This window comes from Flavobacterium sp. 5 (assembly GCF_002813295.1).
GTDB lineage: Bacteria > Bacteroidota > Bacteroidia > Flavobacteriales > Flavobacteriaceae > Flavobacterium.
Genome location: NZ_PHUE01000001.1, coordinates 2,841,917 through 2,857,247, shown reverse-complemented (window position 1 = coordinate 2,857,247; position 15,331 = coordinate 2,841,917). Strand labels below are relative to the sequence as shown.

The following is a 15,331-nucleotide window of genomic DNA, read 5'->3' as shown; positions in this document are numbered from 1 at the left end:
TATAGTATATTTATGCCAAATTAATTTTTATCTAAAATAATGAAAAAAGTCCTTTTATTAGTAATATTCTTTCATCCATTTAATTTCATTCAAGCTCAGGAAAACAATATTACAACGGCAGTACCTTTTCTTCTTGTAGCTGCAGATGCCAGAGCAGCAGGTATGGCAGACAATGGAGTTGCTACCTCTACAGATGGTTTTTCACAACAGTGGAATCCCTCGAAATATGCTTTTGCTGAAGATCAACAAGGGTTTTCGGTAAGTTACACTCCATATTTAACTGAATTAGTTAATGATATTTCATTAGCTCAATTAAACTATTACAATAAATATAGCGACAGAAGTGCTTTTGCTGCCAGTTTTCGTTATTTTGGCCTAGGTGAAATTGAATTAAGAAAAGATTTTGATAGTGATGTTGTGAAGGTTTCTCCCAATGAATTTGCATTTGATTTATCATATTCACAAAAATTGAGTGACCAATTTTCCATGGCAGTAGCGGGTCGTTACATAAACTCAAATCTAAAAGTAGCAACTGAAAATAATGATGCTACCGCAGCTAGTAGTTTTGCAGTAGATGTAGCTGGGTTCTATCAATCAGAAGAAATTGCATATAGTGATTTTAATGGTAGATGGAGGGCTGGTTTTAATTTTCAAAACATGGGACCAAAACTACATTATGACAATGATATCATAAATGGCAATTTTTTACCCGCCAATATGAAACTTGGAGGAGGATTTGATTTTATTTTAGACGAATACAATAAAATTTCCGTTAATCTAGAATTAAGTAAATTATTAGTACCAACGCCACAAGTATTCAACACTAGTGCTGGTGTTTATGAAGGTAAAGACATGAACAATGATGGTATTATTGACAAAACTGATTACGAAATATCTAATGAAGACTATAAAAACATAGGCTGGTTTGCAGGAATGTTCCAATCATTTTCAGATGCTCCTGGAGGATTTAGCGAAGAATTGAAAGAGGTAACTTACTCATTGGGATCTGAATATGTTTATCAAGATTCTTTTTCATTTCGCGCTGGATATTTTCATGAAAACCCAGACAAAGGAGCAAGAGAGTTTTTCTCACTTGGAGCTGGTTTTAAATACAGTACTGTCAAAGTAGATGTTTCATACCTATTCTCAACATCTAAAGTACAAAACCCATTAGAAAATACTTTACGTTTCTCTTTATCATTCAACTTTGGGGAAAAATACGAAACCTATTAGTAGAAATTTTAATATAAAAACAAAAAAATCCAATTTCAGCAATGAAGTCTGGATTTTTTGTTTTTTAAGTAACAAATTATACTGTTCTTTAAAAATAAAAAAACAATTTTATTTTAGCTAATTAGAAATCATCAAAACGGCATTCAAATGAAAGAAATAACAATTACTTCAAAAATTAATGTATTTGAATCCATTCAAGAATTACCTCAAGAGGAACAAAACTTGATGAAAAAAGCAATAGAAATAAGAAAAAATGCCTACGCACCCTATTCTAAATTTAGAGTCGGTGTAGCTATTTTACTGAACAATGGAGAAATTGTTGTAGGCTCTAATCAAGAAAATGCAGCATATCCCTCTGGACTTTGTGCAGAAAGAGTTGCGATATTTTATGCTGGAGCTGTTTATCCAGAGGCTAGTATATTAAAAATAGTAATTACCGCTACTTCAGACAACAATTCTACAACTACACCAGTTCCTCCTTGTGGTGCTTGCAGGCAATCAATTGCTGAATATGAAATACGCCAAAATACGCCAATAGAAATCTATTATATGGGCGAAACAGGAGAAATACATCAGTCATCATCCTTAAAAAATTTACTCCCTTTTATGTTTGATAACAAATTACTTTAAAAAAAGAACTAAAATTTAGCTTTTAAATTTTAGTTCTTAATAGGAATGTGTTATTTTTGCATCCCGATCCCTTCGGGGCGCAAATTTGTGGTGAGGAAACTATTTTGCGTTACTAGGTCACAATTGATAAAACAATAACACTTAAGCAAAAGAATTATTTCAGATGAAAGAAGTTACAAAAGAAGTTTATTTAAAGTGGTATGAAGACATGCTACTTTGGAGAAAGTTTGAAGACAAACTTGCGGCATTATACATTCAACAAAAAGTTAGAGGTTTTCTACACTTATATAATGGTCAAGAGGCAGTTTTAGCAGGTGCTTTACATGCTATGGACTTGACAAAAGACAAAATGATTACTGCTTACAGAAATCACGTTCAACCAATTGGTATGGGTGTAGACCCAAGACGAGTAATGGCTGAACTTTTAGGAAAAGCAACTGGAACTTCTAAAGGAATGGGTGGATCAATGCACATTTTTTCTAAAGAGCACCGTTTTTATGGTGGACACGGAATTGTAGGTGGTCAAATTCCATTGGGAGCTGGTTTAGCATTTGGAGACAAATACAATGGAACCGGTGGAGTTACTATGACATACTTCGGAGATGGAGCTGCACGTCAAGGTTCTTTACATGAAGCCTTCAATATGGCTATGTTATGGAAACTTCCTGTAGTTTTCATTGTTGAAAACAATGGATATGCAATGGGAACTTCTGTTGAAAGAACTGCAAATCATACTGATATATGGAAACTAGGTTTAGGATACGAAATGCCTTGCGGACCAGTTGACGGAATGAATCCTGTAAAAGTTGCCGAAGCAATGACTGAAGCAATCGACAGAGCAAGACGTGGTGATGGACCAACTTTCCTTGAGATGAAAACATATAGATACAGAGGTCACTCTATGTCTGATGCTCAATTATACCGTTCTAAAGAAGAAGTTGAAGAATACAAAAAAATAGATCCAATCACGCAAGTTTTAGATGTGATTTTAGATCAAAAATATGCTACTGAAGCTGAAATTGAAGTAATTGATCAAAGAGTAAAAGATCGTGTTGAAGAATGTGTTCAATTTGCAGAAGAATCTCCTTACCCAGAAATTCAACAATTATACGATGTAGTATACGATCAAGAAAACTATCCATTCACACCTCATAAACTATAAATCAATTATGGCAACAATTGTAACAATGCCTCGCTTGAGCGATACTATGACAGAAGGAACGGTAGCAGCTTGGCTTAAAAAAGTAGGAGACAAAATTAGCGAAGGTGATATCTTAGCTGAAATTGAGACAGACAAAGCAACAATGGAATTTGAATCCTTCAACGAAGGAACACTTTTATATATTGGAATCCCAGAAGGGGAAACTGCACCAGTAGACTCTTTATTAGCAATTATTGGAAAAGAAGGAGAAGATGTTTCAGCTTTAATAGCTGGAGGGGCAGCTGCACCAGCAGCAGCAGAATCAACACCGGCTCCAGTTGAAGCTAAAACAGCAGAAGCTTCTACAACAGCTGCTCCAGCTGCAGCATTACCAAAAGGAGTTATTGTAGTAACAATGCCTCGTTTGAGTGATACTATGACTGAAGGAACGGTAGCTTCTTGGTTGAAAAAAGTAGGTGACTCAGTTGCCGAAGGTGATATTCTTGCCGAAATCGAAACTGACAAAGCAACAATGGAATTTGAGTCTTTCAATGAAGGAACTCTTTTATATATTGGAATTCAGGAAGGAAATACTGCACCAGTTGATAGTCTTTTAGCTATCATTGGGCCTGCAGGAACAGATATTAGCGGAATTGCAGAAAACTATAAAACTGGTGGATCTGCACCAATTGCTGAAGTTAAAGAAGATGCTAAACCTGCTTCATCAGACAAACCTGCTGAAGTAATTGAAACAGTAAGCGACGGAAAAAGAATTTTAGCATCACCATTAGCTAAAAAAATAGCAAGCGATAAAGGAATTCAATTAACACAAGTAAAAGGCTCAGGTGAAAACGGACGTATCGTAAAAAGCGATATTGAAAACTTTACACCAGCAACTTCTGCTCCAGCAGCTAGCTCAGCTCCTAAAACTTCAGAAACTGCAAAAACAGAAGCTCCAAAAGTATTTGTACCAGCAGGAGAAGTTTTTACAGAAGAAATCAAAAATTCGCAAATGCGTAAAATCATTGCGAAACGTTTGGCAGAATCATTGTTTACAGCGCCTCATTACAACCTTGTGATTGAAGTTACAATGGACGATGCTATGCAGTCAAGAGCTATTATTAATTCAGTGCCAGATACCAAAGTATCTTTCAATGATATGGTAATCAAAGCTTGTGCTTTAGCATTGAAAAAACACCCAAAAATCAACTCTCAATGGAAAGAAGATGCTATCATTATCAATCATCATGTAAATATTGGTGTTGCGGTAGCTGTTGAGGATGGATTAGTAGTTCCAGTTTTAAGATTTACTGACGCAATGAGCCTTTCTCAGATTGGTGCAAGTGTAAGAGATCTTGCAGGTAGAGCTAAAAACAAAAAACTTGGACCACAAGAAATGGAAGGTAGTACTTTCACTGTTTCTAACCTTGGAATGTTTGGTATAACTGAATTTAATTCTATCATCAACCAACCAAACTCAGCTATATTATCAGTTGGAGCTATTGTAGAAAAACCAGTTGTAAAAAATGGTCAAATTGTAGTAGGAAATACTATGATGCTTTCATTGGCTTGTGATCACCGTACAATCGATGGAGCAACAGGAGCTCAGTTTTTACAAACATTAAAGCAATACATCGAAAATCCAGTAACTATGCTTGCATAAGCTGCTTAATTTTCACCATAATAAAAACCCGTTTTGAAATTTTCAGAACGGGTTTTTATTTTTAACTTAGATGCAAATATTTTTATATGAAGAAAATAAGCTTACTATTAATTATTATTGCTTTCACCGCTTGTCAAAAAAAAGAAAGCACAACTAAACATGAAGTTGTAAAAGATTCTCATTCCTTTTCAAATCCAGCTGAAGCAGTTGCCAAACATTTGGACTTAGATATCAAAGTCGATTTTAATACTCAAACTATTTCTGGAAAAGCTTCTTGGCAGATTGAAAATATTTCAAAAGGAAACGAAATTATTTTTGACGAAAACACTTTAAATATTACCAAAGTTACTTTGGGCGATGAAGAAAAAGAAACCAAATTCGAATTGGGTAAAGAAGTTGAATTCCATGGAAAACCACTTCATATAACTATCGAACCCAATACTACCAAAGTAAACATCTATTACTACACTACAAAAGAATCTATAGCTTTACAATGGCTAAAACCAGAACAAACTGCTGACAAAAAGAAACCTTTTGTTTTTTCTCAAGGAGAAAGTATTTGGTCACGTACCTGGATTCCTTGCCAGGATTCACCAGGAATTCGTTTTACTTATAACGCAAAAGTTACTGTGCCAAAAGATTTAATGGCTGTGATGAGTGCGGTAAATCCACAAGAAAAAAATGACACCGGTATTTATACTTTCAAACAAGAAAAAGCAATTCCATCTTATTTGATGGCAATTGCCGTGGGCGATATCGAGTTTAAACCAATTGATAATCGTACTGGTGTTTATGCTGAACACACAGTAATTGATAAAGCTAAATGGGAATTTGGAGAATTAGGAAAAATGGTAAATGCTGCCGAAAAACTTTTTGGCCCATATCAATGGGGTCGTTATGATGTTATTGTACTTCCTCCAAGTTTTCCTTATGGTGGAATGGAAAATCCAAATCTAACTTTCCTTACACCAACAGTTTTAGCTGGTGATCGCTCGCTAACAAGTTTATTAGCTCACGAATTGGGTCATAGCTGGAGCGGAAATTTAGTAACCAATGCTACTTGGGATGATATTTGGCTCAATGAAGGATTTACTACTTATGTAGAACACCGAATTGGAGAAGAAGTATTTGGAGTTAAAGAAGCAAAAATGCAAGATGTTTTAAGCCGAAAAACATTAAAAAATAATTTGGATGAAATAGGAAACGACAGCCCTGATTCCCGACTAAAAGTAGAGACTAAAGGAAGAAATCCAGATGACTGCTTAAGCGAAATTCCATACGAAAAAGGATATGCTTTTTTACAAACTATTGAAGCTGTAGTTGGACGTAAAAAATTTGATGAATTCCTTACTAATTATTTCAAAGCGCATGCCTTTCAATCAATAACAACAGAATATTTTGTAGCCTATTTTAATAAAAATCTAATCAATGGAGACAAAACATTAGCCAATAAAATAAACCTTGATGATTGGGTTTACAAACCTGGAATTCCAAGTAATATCATTACACCTGTTTCAGAAGATTTCAATTCCATTGATAATATCCAAAAAACTTGGAGAAAAACTGGAGTTAAGGGATTGAGTCAGAAAATAAAATCGACTAACGAAAAGCAGCATTTTATTGATTATTTGCCAAAAGATTTGACCACTGAAGAAATAACTGCAATTGACAAAGAATTTAATTTTATCAATGGTGGAAATTTTGTTGTTCGACGTCAGTGGTTTATAAAAACAATACAAAATCAGTACAAAGATGCTTATCCAGCAATTGAAGAGTTTTTGACTTCTTATAGCCGAACAGGTTCATTGCTTCCACTCTATAAAGAGATGATTAAAACCCCCGAAGGAAAAGCTTGGGCAAAACAAATCTATGCAAAAGCAAAAGCTGGATATCATGCTACTACTGTTCAAGCTGTAGAACCTTTATTGAAATAAAATACTATGGGCATGCCCTCGTTGCACCACATTTGGATTAAACAATACCATTTGTACAGCAACGAGGTCGGGCTGTCCATTCTATCTTTTGTTTTGCTAAAGAAGCAAAACAAAAGGATGCCATTTCCATCCCTCATGCAAATTCGGTTTCATGAAGAACATTTTTAGGTTTTAAAGGGCCTTAAAACAAAAAAAACAGCCCCCAAAGAACTGTTTCTTAACATTCGAAGTAAGTAGTTTCAAAAAATCCTAAATCTTTAATTTACCGTAGCCACATTTTCATTTTTAATTTTCAAGTCGCCTTTATAGACTTCAGCGATTGCTTTTCTGGATAAGGTAGTGGCTGTATTAGCAACTACAATCTCATGGGTTACCTTTTTTAAATTAGTTTCTACCTCCAAAAAGTAAACCCCCTCTGGAAACTCCTCAAGACTATACACTCTTGTTATTCCACCTTTACCCGTTACTGTTTCATTATAAATCACATTATGGGACTCATCATAGATTGTTACAGTAGCTTTCTGAATCTCATTTACCGAAAAACTAATTTCTTTACCCTCTCCCTTTTTTACATTAAGTAAAAAATCACCATTGATTGCATAAGTACTCATTGTAGTCATTGCTACTAATACTACTAAACTGAATTTTAAAATCGTTTTCATGATACTGCGTTTTAAATTAGTAATTATTTCTATAGCTAAAGTAGTCTCATAATTCCTATAAAAACACAACTACATTCTCTAATATAAGTGCTATTTTAACTCCACGAAAACGATATATCCACCTCTATGGTAATTCAGTAACTGTTTGGGGCAATATACCATAGTCCGTTTTTTATATAAACTGAGTTTTTTGTAAAACAAAAAACCCTGTTTCTTATCGAAACAGGGTTTTTATAAAAAAAGGCAGCGACATACTCTCCCACATAACTGCAGTACCATCTGCGCAGGCGGGCTTAACTACTCTGTTCGGGATGGGAAGAGGTGAGCCCCGCCGCAATAACCACCTTAAGAAGTTATAATTGCTTTGGACAATCATCTTGCAAGTCGTAATTCCTAATTTAGAACTCGTGCATTGCAACAATATCTTAACATACTGAGATAAAGAATATAAAAAATGTATTAGAAAGTTTCTTCCCGAGTCTTGCGACTCGGGAAAAGGGTGTACATAAGCTTACGGGTTATTAGTACTACTCGACTATGACATTACTGCCTTTACATCTATAGCCTATCAACGTGGTCATCTCCCACGACCCTTAAAAGAAATCTCATCTTGTGGTGGGTTTCGCGCTTATATGCTTTCAGCGCTTATCCCTTCCAAACGTAGCTACTCTGCGGTGCCCCTGGCGGGACAACAGATACACTAGAGGTTTGTCCAATTCGGTCCTCTCGTACTAGAATCAGATCCACTCAAATTTCTTGCGCCCACAGTAGATAGAGACCGAACTGTCTCACGACGTTCTGAACCCAGCTCGCGTGCCACTTTAATGGGCGAACAGCCCAACCCTTGGGACCTTCTCCAGCCCCAGGATGTGACGAGCCGACATCGAGGTGCCAAACCCCCCCGTCGATATGAGCTCTTGGGGGAGATCAGCCTGTTATCCCCGGCGTACCTTTTATCCTTTGAGCGATGGCCCTTCCATGCGGAACCACCGGATCACTATGCTCTACTTTCGTACCTGATCGACCTGTATGTCTCTCAGTCAAGCTCCCTTATGCCATTGCACTCTACGCACGGTTACCAAGCGTACTGAGGGAACCTTTAGAAGCCTCCGTTACTCTTTTGGAGGCGACCACCCCAGTCAAACTACCCACCAAGCAATGTCCCCCGCAAAGCGGGGTTAGGCCTCAGATAAACAAAGGGTTGTATTTCAACAATGACTCCACAACGCCTAGCGACGCCACTTCACAGTCTCCAACCTATCCTACACATCATTTATCCAAGGTCAATACTAAGCTATAGTAAAGGTGCACAGGGTCTTTTCGTCCCACTGCGGGTAAACGGCATCTTCACCGTTACTACAATTTCACCGAGCTCATGGCTGAGACAGTGTCCAGATCGTTACACCATTCGTGCAGGTCGGAACTTACCCGACAAGGAATTTCGCTACCTTAGGACCGTTATAGTTACGGCCGCCGTTTACTGGGGCTTCAATTCAATGCTTCTCCGAAGATAACATCTCCTCTTAACCTTCCAGCACCGGGCAGGTGTCAGGCCCTATACTTCATCTTACGATTTTGCAGAGCCCTGTGTTTTTGATAAACAGTCGCCTGGACCTCTTCACTGCGGCCCCGATTACTCGGGGCGACCCTTCTCCCGAAGTTACGGGTCTATTTTGCCTAATTCCTTAGCCATGAATCTCTCGAGCACCTTAGGATTCTCTCCTCGACTACCTGTGTCGGTTTGCGGTACGGGTACTAATTACCTGAAGTTTAGAGGTTTTTCTTGGAAGCCCTTAGGCGCACTATCTCTTTGTCCGAAGACTCCGAGTACTATCGTATTTCCCCAAGCCGCGTGGATTTGCCTGCGCAGCTTATAGGTAGGTACTTCAACGAACTATTCCGTCAGTTCGCGGCGCTTTCATCACTCCGTCACCCCATCACAGTAATTAGTAGTACGGGAATATTAACCCGTGGTCCATCGACTGTCCCTTTCGGGTTCGCCTTAGGTCCCGACTAACCCACAGCTGATTAGCATAGCTGTGGAAACCTTAGTCTTTCGGTGTGCGGGTTTCTCGCCCGCATTATCGTTACTTATGCCTACATTTTCTTTTCTAACCAGTCCAGCATGCTTTACAACACACCTTCAACCCTGTTAGAATGCTCCCCTACCACTTGTAATAAATTACAAATCCATAGCTTCGGTAATATGTTTATGCCCGATTATTATCCATGCTCGTCCGCTCGACTAGTGAGCTGTTACGCACTCTTTAAATGAATGGCTGCTTCCAAGCCAACATCCTAGCTGTCTGGGCAGACAAACCTCGTTCTTTCAACTTAACATATATTTGGGGACCTTAGCTGATGGTCTGGGTTCTTTCCCTCTCGGACTTGGACCTTAGCACCCAAGCCCTCACTGCACGGAAACATTATATAGCATTCGGAGTTTGTCAGGAATTGGTAGGCGGTGAAGCCCCCGCATCCAATCAGTAGCTCTACCTCTATATAACTTTACGCCGTGCGCTGCACCTAAATGCATTTCGGGGAGTACGAGCTATTTCCGAGTTTGATTGGCCTTTCACCCCTACCCACAGGTCATCCGAAGACTTTTCAACGTCAACCGGTTCGGACCTCCACACTGTGTTACCAGCGCTTCATCCTGCCCATGGGTAGATCACACGGTTTCGCGTCTAACACTACTGACTAAAGCGCCCTATTCAGACTCGCTTTCGCTACGGATCCATGGCTTAACCATTTATCCTTGCCAGCAACGTTAACTCGTAGGCTCATTATGCAAAAGGCACGCCGTCACCCCACAAAAGGGCTCCGACCGCTTGTAAGCGTATGGTTTCAGGATCTATTTCACTCCGTTATTCACGGTTCTTTTCACCTTTCCCTCACGGTACTGGTTCACTATCGGTCTCTCAGGAGTATTTAGCCTTAGCGGATGGTCCCGCCAAATTCAGACAGGGTTTCACGTGCCCCGCCCTACTCAGGATACCACTATCCTTTACATTCATTACTTATACAGGGCTATCACCTTCTTTGGCTCTACTTTCCAGTAGATTCTAATTCTTTATGCAAGAAATGTCGTGGTCCTACAACCCCAACATTGCCGTAACAACATTGGTTTGGGCTAATCCGCGTTCGCTCGCCACTACTTACGGAATCACTTTTGTTTTCTTCTCCTCCGCCTACTTAGATGTTTCAGTTCAGCGGGTTTGCCCACCTATCGGTGTACTATGTCTTCAACATAGTGGGTTGCCCCATTCAGGTATTTACGGATCAATCGATGTGTGCTCGTCCCCGTAACTTTTCGCAGCTTATCACGCCTTTCATCGCCTCTGAGAGCCAAGGCATCCCCCATACGCCCTTATTTTGCTTATTGTACCAATCTTAAAATTAATTAAGACCGTTTTTTTTTGTCTTTTACTATAAATAGTAAAAAACGCTTTCTACTTTTTATTATTTCTTATCTCAATATGTCAATGAACTTTTTCCTTAGTAGAGACGTTGCAATGCAACGTCTCTACCGGATTGTGGAGAATAACGGAGTCGAACCGTTGACCTCCTGCGTGCAAGGCAGGCGCTCTAGCCAGCTGAGCTAATCCCCCATTTTTAAATGATGAGTTATGAATTATGAGTTATGAATTTGCTCATAAACGCTCAACTTCTAAAATTTCCTTTTTTTAAGAATTTCAATTCTTTTAAACTTATAACTCATAACTTATGACTTATAACTCTTAAAATAGTTGTCTCGGACAGACTCGAACTGTCGACCCCTACATTATCAGTGTAGTACTCTAACCAGCTGAGCTACGAGACACTCTTTATTCTTAAATTGTATTAGTCGTTGCACTGCAACGCCTCTACTTTTATTCTTTATTTTTTTAAATTAACAGCAAGAGTAATATAATCTTTAATTTGTAACCTATAAATTCTTCGTCTTCTTTCCCTAGCGTGCAATAAATTGCTAACAACTAAGGCTCTAGAAAGGAGGTGTTCCAGCCGCACCTTCCGGTACGGCTACCTTGTTACGACTTAGCCCTAGTTACCAGTTTTACCCTAGGCAGCTCCTTGCGGTCACCGACTTCAGGCACCCCCAGCTTCCATGGCTTGACGGGCGGTGTGTACAAGGCCCGGGAACGTATTCACCGGATCATGGCTGATATCCGATTACTAGCGATTCCAGCTTCACGGAGTCGAGTTGCAGACTCCGATCCGAACTGTGACCGGTTTTGTAGATTCGCTCCTGGTCGCCCAGTGGCTGCTCTCTGTACCGGCCATTGTAGCACGTGTGTAGCCCAAGGCGTAAGGGCCGTGATGATTTGACGTCATCCCCACCTTCCTCACAGTTTGCACTGGCAGTCTCGTTAGAGTTCCCGACATGACTCGCTGGCAACTAACAACAGGGGTTGCGCTCGTTATAGGACTTAACCTGACACCTCACGGCACGAGCTGACGACAACCATGCAGCACCTTGTAAATTGTCTTGCGAAAAGTCTGTTTCCAAACCGGTCAATCTACATTTAAGCCTTGGTAAGGTTCCTCGCGTATCATCGAATTAAACCACATGCTCCACCGCTTGTGCGGGCCCCCGTCAATTCCTTTGAGTTTCATTCTTGCGAACGTACTCCCCAGGTGGGATACTTATCACTTTCGCTTAGCCACTGAGATTGCTCCCAACAGCTAGTATCCATCGTTTACGGCGTGGACTACCAGGGTATCTAATCCTGTTCGCTACCCACGCTTTCGTCCATCAGCGTCAATCCATTAGTAGTAACCTGCCTTCGCAATTGGTATTCCATGTAATCTCTAAGCATTTCACCGCTACACTACATATTCTAGTTACTTCCTAATAATTCAAGTCTTGCAGTATCAATGGCCGTTCCACCGTTGAGCGATGGGCTTTCACCACTGACTTACAAAACCGCCTACGGACCCTTTAAACCCAATGATTCCGGATAACGCTTGGATCCTCCGTATTACCGCGGCTGCTGGCACGGAGTTAGCCGATCCTTATTCTCACAGTACCGTCAAGACTCTACACGTAGAGTTGTTTCTTCCTGTGCAAAAGCAGTTTACAATCCATAGGACCGTCATCCTGCACGCGGCATGGCTGGATCAGGCTTGCGCCCATTGTCCAATATTCCTCACTGCTGCCTCCCGTAGGAGTCTGGTCCGTGTCTCAGTACCAGTGTGGGGGATCTCCCTCTCAGGACCCCTACCCATCGTAGCCTTGGTAAGCCGTTACCTTACCAACTAGCTAATGGGACGCATGCTCATCTTTTACCGTTGTGACTTTAATTACAAATCGATGCCGATTCGTAATACTATGAGGTATTAATCCAAATTTCTCTGGGCTATCCCTCTGTAAAAGGTAGATTGCATACGCGTTACGCACCCGTGCGCCGGTCTCTAATTCCGAAGAAATATACCCCTCGACTTGCATGTGTTAAGCCTGCCGCTAGCGTTCATCCTGAGCCAGGATCAAACTCTTCATCGTATATTATGCGTCTTGAATTGCTTCAAGACTATTGTTATTCGACTCAGTTTCTATCGGTGTTTATTCAAATCTATACGATTCTATTACTCTTATTTTATTTGTTTCGTTTTTCAACGAAACGGCTGTCAATTCAATATGTCTAGGAACGTGTCTTTTTGTATTTCGCTTGTTTCTCAAAGCGGGTGCAAAAGTAGCATTTTCTTTTTAACTGGCAAGAAACTTTTGAAGTTTTTTTAGAAAAATTTCTTTTTCGTTTGCTTCTCGTTTTCTTATCAGTATTTCAAAGATCGTTGCTAATTTAGCGGGGTGCAAAAGTAACTAACTCTTTTATTTCTCACAAGCTTTTCTGAATCTTTTTTGAAAATAAATTTTCGTTTTGATTTTGAATTACTTGCCAGATTTTATAAGAACTTATTCGCTGTTGCGGGTGCAAAAGTACCACGTTTATTCGTTTCTGCAATGGCTTTTCTTAACTATTTTTTGTTTATTTTTTAATACACTGGTTTAAGGTGGGTTACAAAAACACTTTTTGATGATTTTTGAATTTGGGTATGGGATTTTGAAGTGTTTTATCGGTTTTGCTAGGTTTTTGGAGGTTTCTTTGGGAATAATACGTGGTTTATTCACTATACTATATATAGGTACTGAGTGGTGATTCTAAAATTTTATTGTTTTAAGTACATAGAAGTATCGTTTTTGGCTGTACTTACTATATAATGTACTTTTTATATATAACATTTATACTTTTTGTATAAATCAATTATATTTTTCGTATAAAACAATTATACCTTTCGTATAAATAATTTATACGTTTTGTATAAAACAATTATACTTTTTATATAAATCTTTTATACTTTTCGTATGAAACAATTATACTTTTTATATAAAACAATTATACCTTTCATATAAATCTTTTATACTTTTCGTATAAAACAATTATACTTTTCGTATAAAACAATTATACCTTTCGTATAAATCATTTATATTTTTTATACAAATCATTTATACGTTTTATATAAATGCTATATATAAAACATATAATATCATTGGTTTTAGATGCGGCGTTTGCTTTTTAAACTAAAATATGGTTGGGTTGTTATTCTGAAGGGTTCAGAATACGGAGGGCTTGCATCAAAAAGGTGATATACATATATAATAGGTGTATCTAAAAGACAAATCTCTCTTATAATGCCTGATGCCCTAGCCCTGATAGTAGTGGAAATCCTTGTGGGCCGGGGTTCGGCCCACAAGATTGGAGTGGATAGCAGGAAATAGCTCCTGATTATTATTGAAATTAATCGAAACGAATAGCTTTGACTGGGGAAATTTTTGTGATTATATAGGAGGGAATTAATAATACTAATGCACAAATTGTTACTGTAAGAATATTTAATGCCAAGATATATCCGAAATTAAGATATACTGGGGCTTCATTGACATAGTAGTTTTCGGGGTTTAGTTTTATTATTCCGAATTGTTGCTGTAATAACAATAATGCGATTCCGATTCCATTGCCCCATAACAATCCTCTGCCGATAAGATAGAATGCGTTGTAGAGAAATATTTTTCTAACTGACCAATTGTTTGCTCCTAATGCTTTTAGAATTCCTATCATTTGGGTTCGTTCTAGTATTAATACTAGCAAGGCTACTACCATATTTATAGTTGCCACGAGTATCATTACTGCTAATATTACAATAATATTGAAATCGAAAAGTTGCAACCACTCGAATATATAGCTATATTTTTCGATAATTGTTTTGGTATCTAGTGTTGAAGATGTTTTTTCATATACCTGCTCTCCGGTTTCTTTTATTGTATTGAAATCTTTAACAAAAACCTCAAAAGCTCCAATTTGATTTGGGTTCCATTTATTTATTTTTTGTACATGTCTTATATCTCCGATTATGTAGGTCGCATCGAATTGTTGAAATCCAGAATTGAAAATCCCTGTTATTTTGAATCTTCGGATATTTGGTAATTGATTTTGATTTTCCTTTATAAAGAAGGTATTAAAGGAATCGCCGACTTTTAGCTCTAGTCGATTGGCTAAAAACTGAGAAATTACTACTTCTGGAGTAACCTTTTTTGATAAATCAGGCAGTCTTCCAGAAACGAGATATTCTTTTATATTTCCCCATTGGTAGTCATTTCCTACTCCTTTGAAAATAATTCCCTCAAAAGCGGTTTCGGTTCTAATGATTCCAGCTTTACTGGCTATGGCTTGAATGTGACTTACCTCTGGAACGGCATTGAACTTTGGATAAAAATCTTGATTTTTTGCAATGGGCGATAATGTGATTTCAGATTGGTTATTATCGTAGTTCGAAATTATAATATGTCCGTTGAAGGCCGCAATCTTTTCACGGATTTTATTTTGTAATCCAATACCAGTTGCCACCGAAACTATCATCATGATCATACCGATAGCGATAGCAGATATAGCAATGTTAATTATAGGAGCTGATATGCTACTTTTATAATCTTTGGCAGTAATGAGCCTTTTGGCGATAAAATATTCTAAATTCAAATTAATATACTTTGAGGAACTGAACAAATATACAT

Annotated in this window: 7 protein-coding genes, 2 tRNA genes and 3 rRNA genes; 5 read left to right on the top strand and 7 right to left on the bottom strand. The window is 38.3% G+C overall.

Features of this window, described 5'->3' with window-relative positions; all coding sequences use genetic code 11:
* Nucleotides 1-39: 39 nt before the first annotated feature.
* The 5 genes from porV to CLU82_RS11715 all read left to right on the top strand — a co-directional run bounded on the left by porV (nt 40) and on the right by CLU82_RS11715 (nt 6,601).
* Entirely contained in the window at nt 40-1,233 is a 1,194-nt protein-coding gene (gene porV / locus CLU82_RS11735) for a type IX secretion system outer membrane channel protein PorV (protein ID WP_100843274.1), read from the top strand.
* Nucleotides 1,234-1,380: 147 nt separating this feature from the next.
* On the top strand, nt 1,381-1,863 hold the full coding sequence (gene cdd / locus CLU82_RS11730; protein ID WP_100843273.1) for a cytidine deaminase: 483 nt from the start codon (nt 1,381-1,383) through the stop codon (nt 1,861-1,863).
* A gap of 163 nt (nt 1,864-2,026) precedes the next feature.
* A complete protein-coding gene (gene pdhA / locus CLU82_RS11725) occupies nt 2,027-3,025 on the top strand; it encodes a pyruvate dehydrogenase (acetyl-transferring) E1 component subunit alpha (protein WP_100843272.1) in 999 nt (332 codons plus the stop codon).
* Nucleotides 3,026-3,032: 7 nt separating this feature from the next.
* On the top strand, nt 3,033-4,667 hold the full coding sequence (locus CLU82_RS11720) for a dihydrolipoamide acetyltransferase family protein (protein ID WP_100843271.1): 1,635 nt from the start codon (nt 3,033-3,035) through the stop codon (nt 4,665-4,667).
* Nucleotides 4,668-4,753: 86 nt separating this feature from the next.
* The gene (locus tag CLU82_RS11715; RefSeq protein ID WP_100843270.1) at nt 4,754-6,601 is read left to right on the top strand and encodes a M1 family metallopeptidase; all 1,848 of its coding nucleotides are present in this window, start codon (nt 4,754-4,756) and stop codon (nt 6,599-6,601) included.
* A gap of 257 nt (nt 6,602-6,858) precedes the next feature.
* Here CLU82_RS11715 and CLU82_RS11710 read toward each other — a convergent pair whose 3' ends face one another.
* From CLU82_RS11710 to CLU82_RS11680, 7 genes are all read right to left on the bottom strand, one after another.
* Complete coding sequence (locus tag CLU82_RS11710; RefSeq protein WP_100843269.1) at nt 6,859-7,263, bottom strand: DUF3244 domain-containing protein; 405 nt, start codon at nt 7,261-7,263, stop codon at nt 6,859-6,861.
* Nucleotides 7,264-7,501: 238 nt separating this feature from the next.
* Nucleotides 7,502-7,611, bottom strand: a 5S ribosomal RNA gene (gene rrf / locus CLU82_RS11705).
* 153 nt (nt 7,612-7,764) lie between these two features.
* A 23S ribosomal RNA gene (locus tag CLU82_RS11700) occupies nt 7,765-10,648 on the bottom strand.
* Between the two features lie 152 nt (nt 10,649-10,800).
* Nucleotides 10,801-10,874, bottom strand: a tRNA-Ala gene (locus tag CLU82_RS11695).
* Between the two features lie 138 nt (nt 10,875-11,012).
* A tRNA-Ile gene (locus CLU82_RS11690) sits at nt 11,013-11,086 on the bottom strand.
* Nucleotides 11,087-11,252: 166 nt separating this feature from the next.
* Nucleotides 11,253-12,766: ribosomal RNA gene (locus CLU82_RS11685) — 16S ribosomal RNA — on the bottom strand.
* The 16S, 23S and 5S rRNA genes sit together here with 2 tRNA genes alongside, the layout of an rRNA operon.
* A gap of 1,294 nt (nt 12,767-14,060) precedes the next feature.
* On the bottom strand, nt 14,061-15,296 hold the full coding sequence (locus CLU82_RS11680; RefSeq protein WP_100843268.1) for an ABC transporter permease: 1,236 nt from the start codon (nt 15,294-15,296) through the stop codon (nt 14,061-14,063).
* Between the last annotated feature and the right edge of the window lie 35 nt (nt 15,297-15,331).

Bases quoted from the DNA above. Each gene is read 5' to 3' on its own strand.
- porV (WP_100843274.1), top strand. From the start codon at position 40: ATGAAAAAAGTCCTTTTATTAGTAATATTCTTTCATCCATTTAATTTC.
- cdd (WP_100843273.1), top strand. From the start codon at position 1,381: ATGAAAGAAATAACAATTACTTCAAAAATTAATGTATTTGAATCCATT.
- pdhA (WP_100843272.1), top strand. From the start codon at position 2,027: ATGAAAGAAGTTACAAAAGAAGTTTATTTAAAGTGGTATGAAGACATG.
- CLU82_RS11720 (WP_100843271.1), top strand. From the start codon at position 3,033: ATGGCAACAATTGTAACAATGCCTCGCTTGAGCGATACTATGACAGAA.
- CLU82_RS11715 (WP_100843270.1), top strand. From the start codon at position 4,754: ATGAAGAAAATAAGCTTACTATTAATTATTATTGCTTTCACCGCTTGT.
- CLU82_RS11710 (WP_100843269.1), bottom strand. From the start codon at position 7,263: ATGAAAACGATTTTAAAATTCAGTTTAGTAGTATTAGTAGCAATGACT.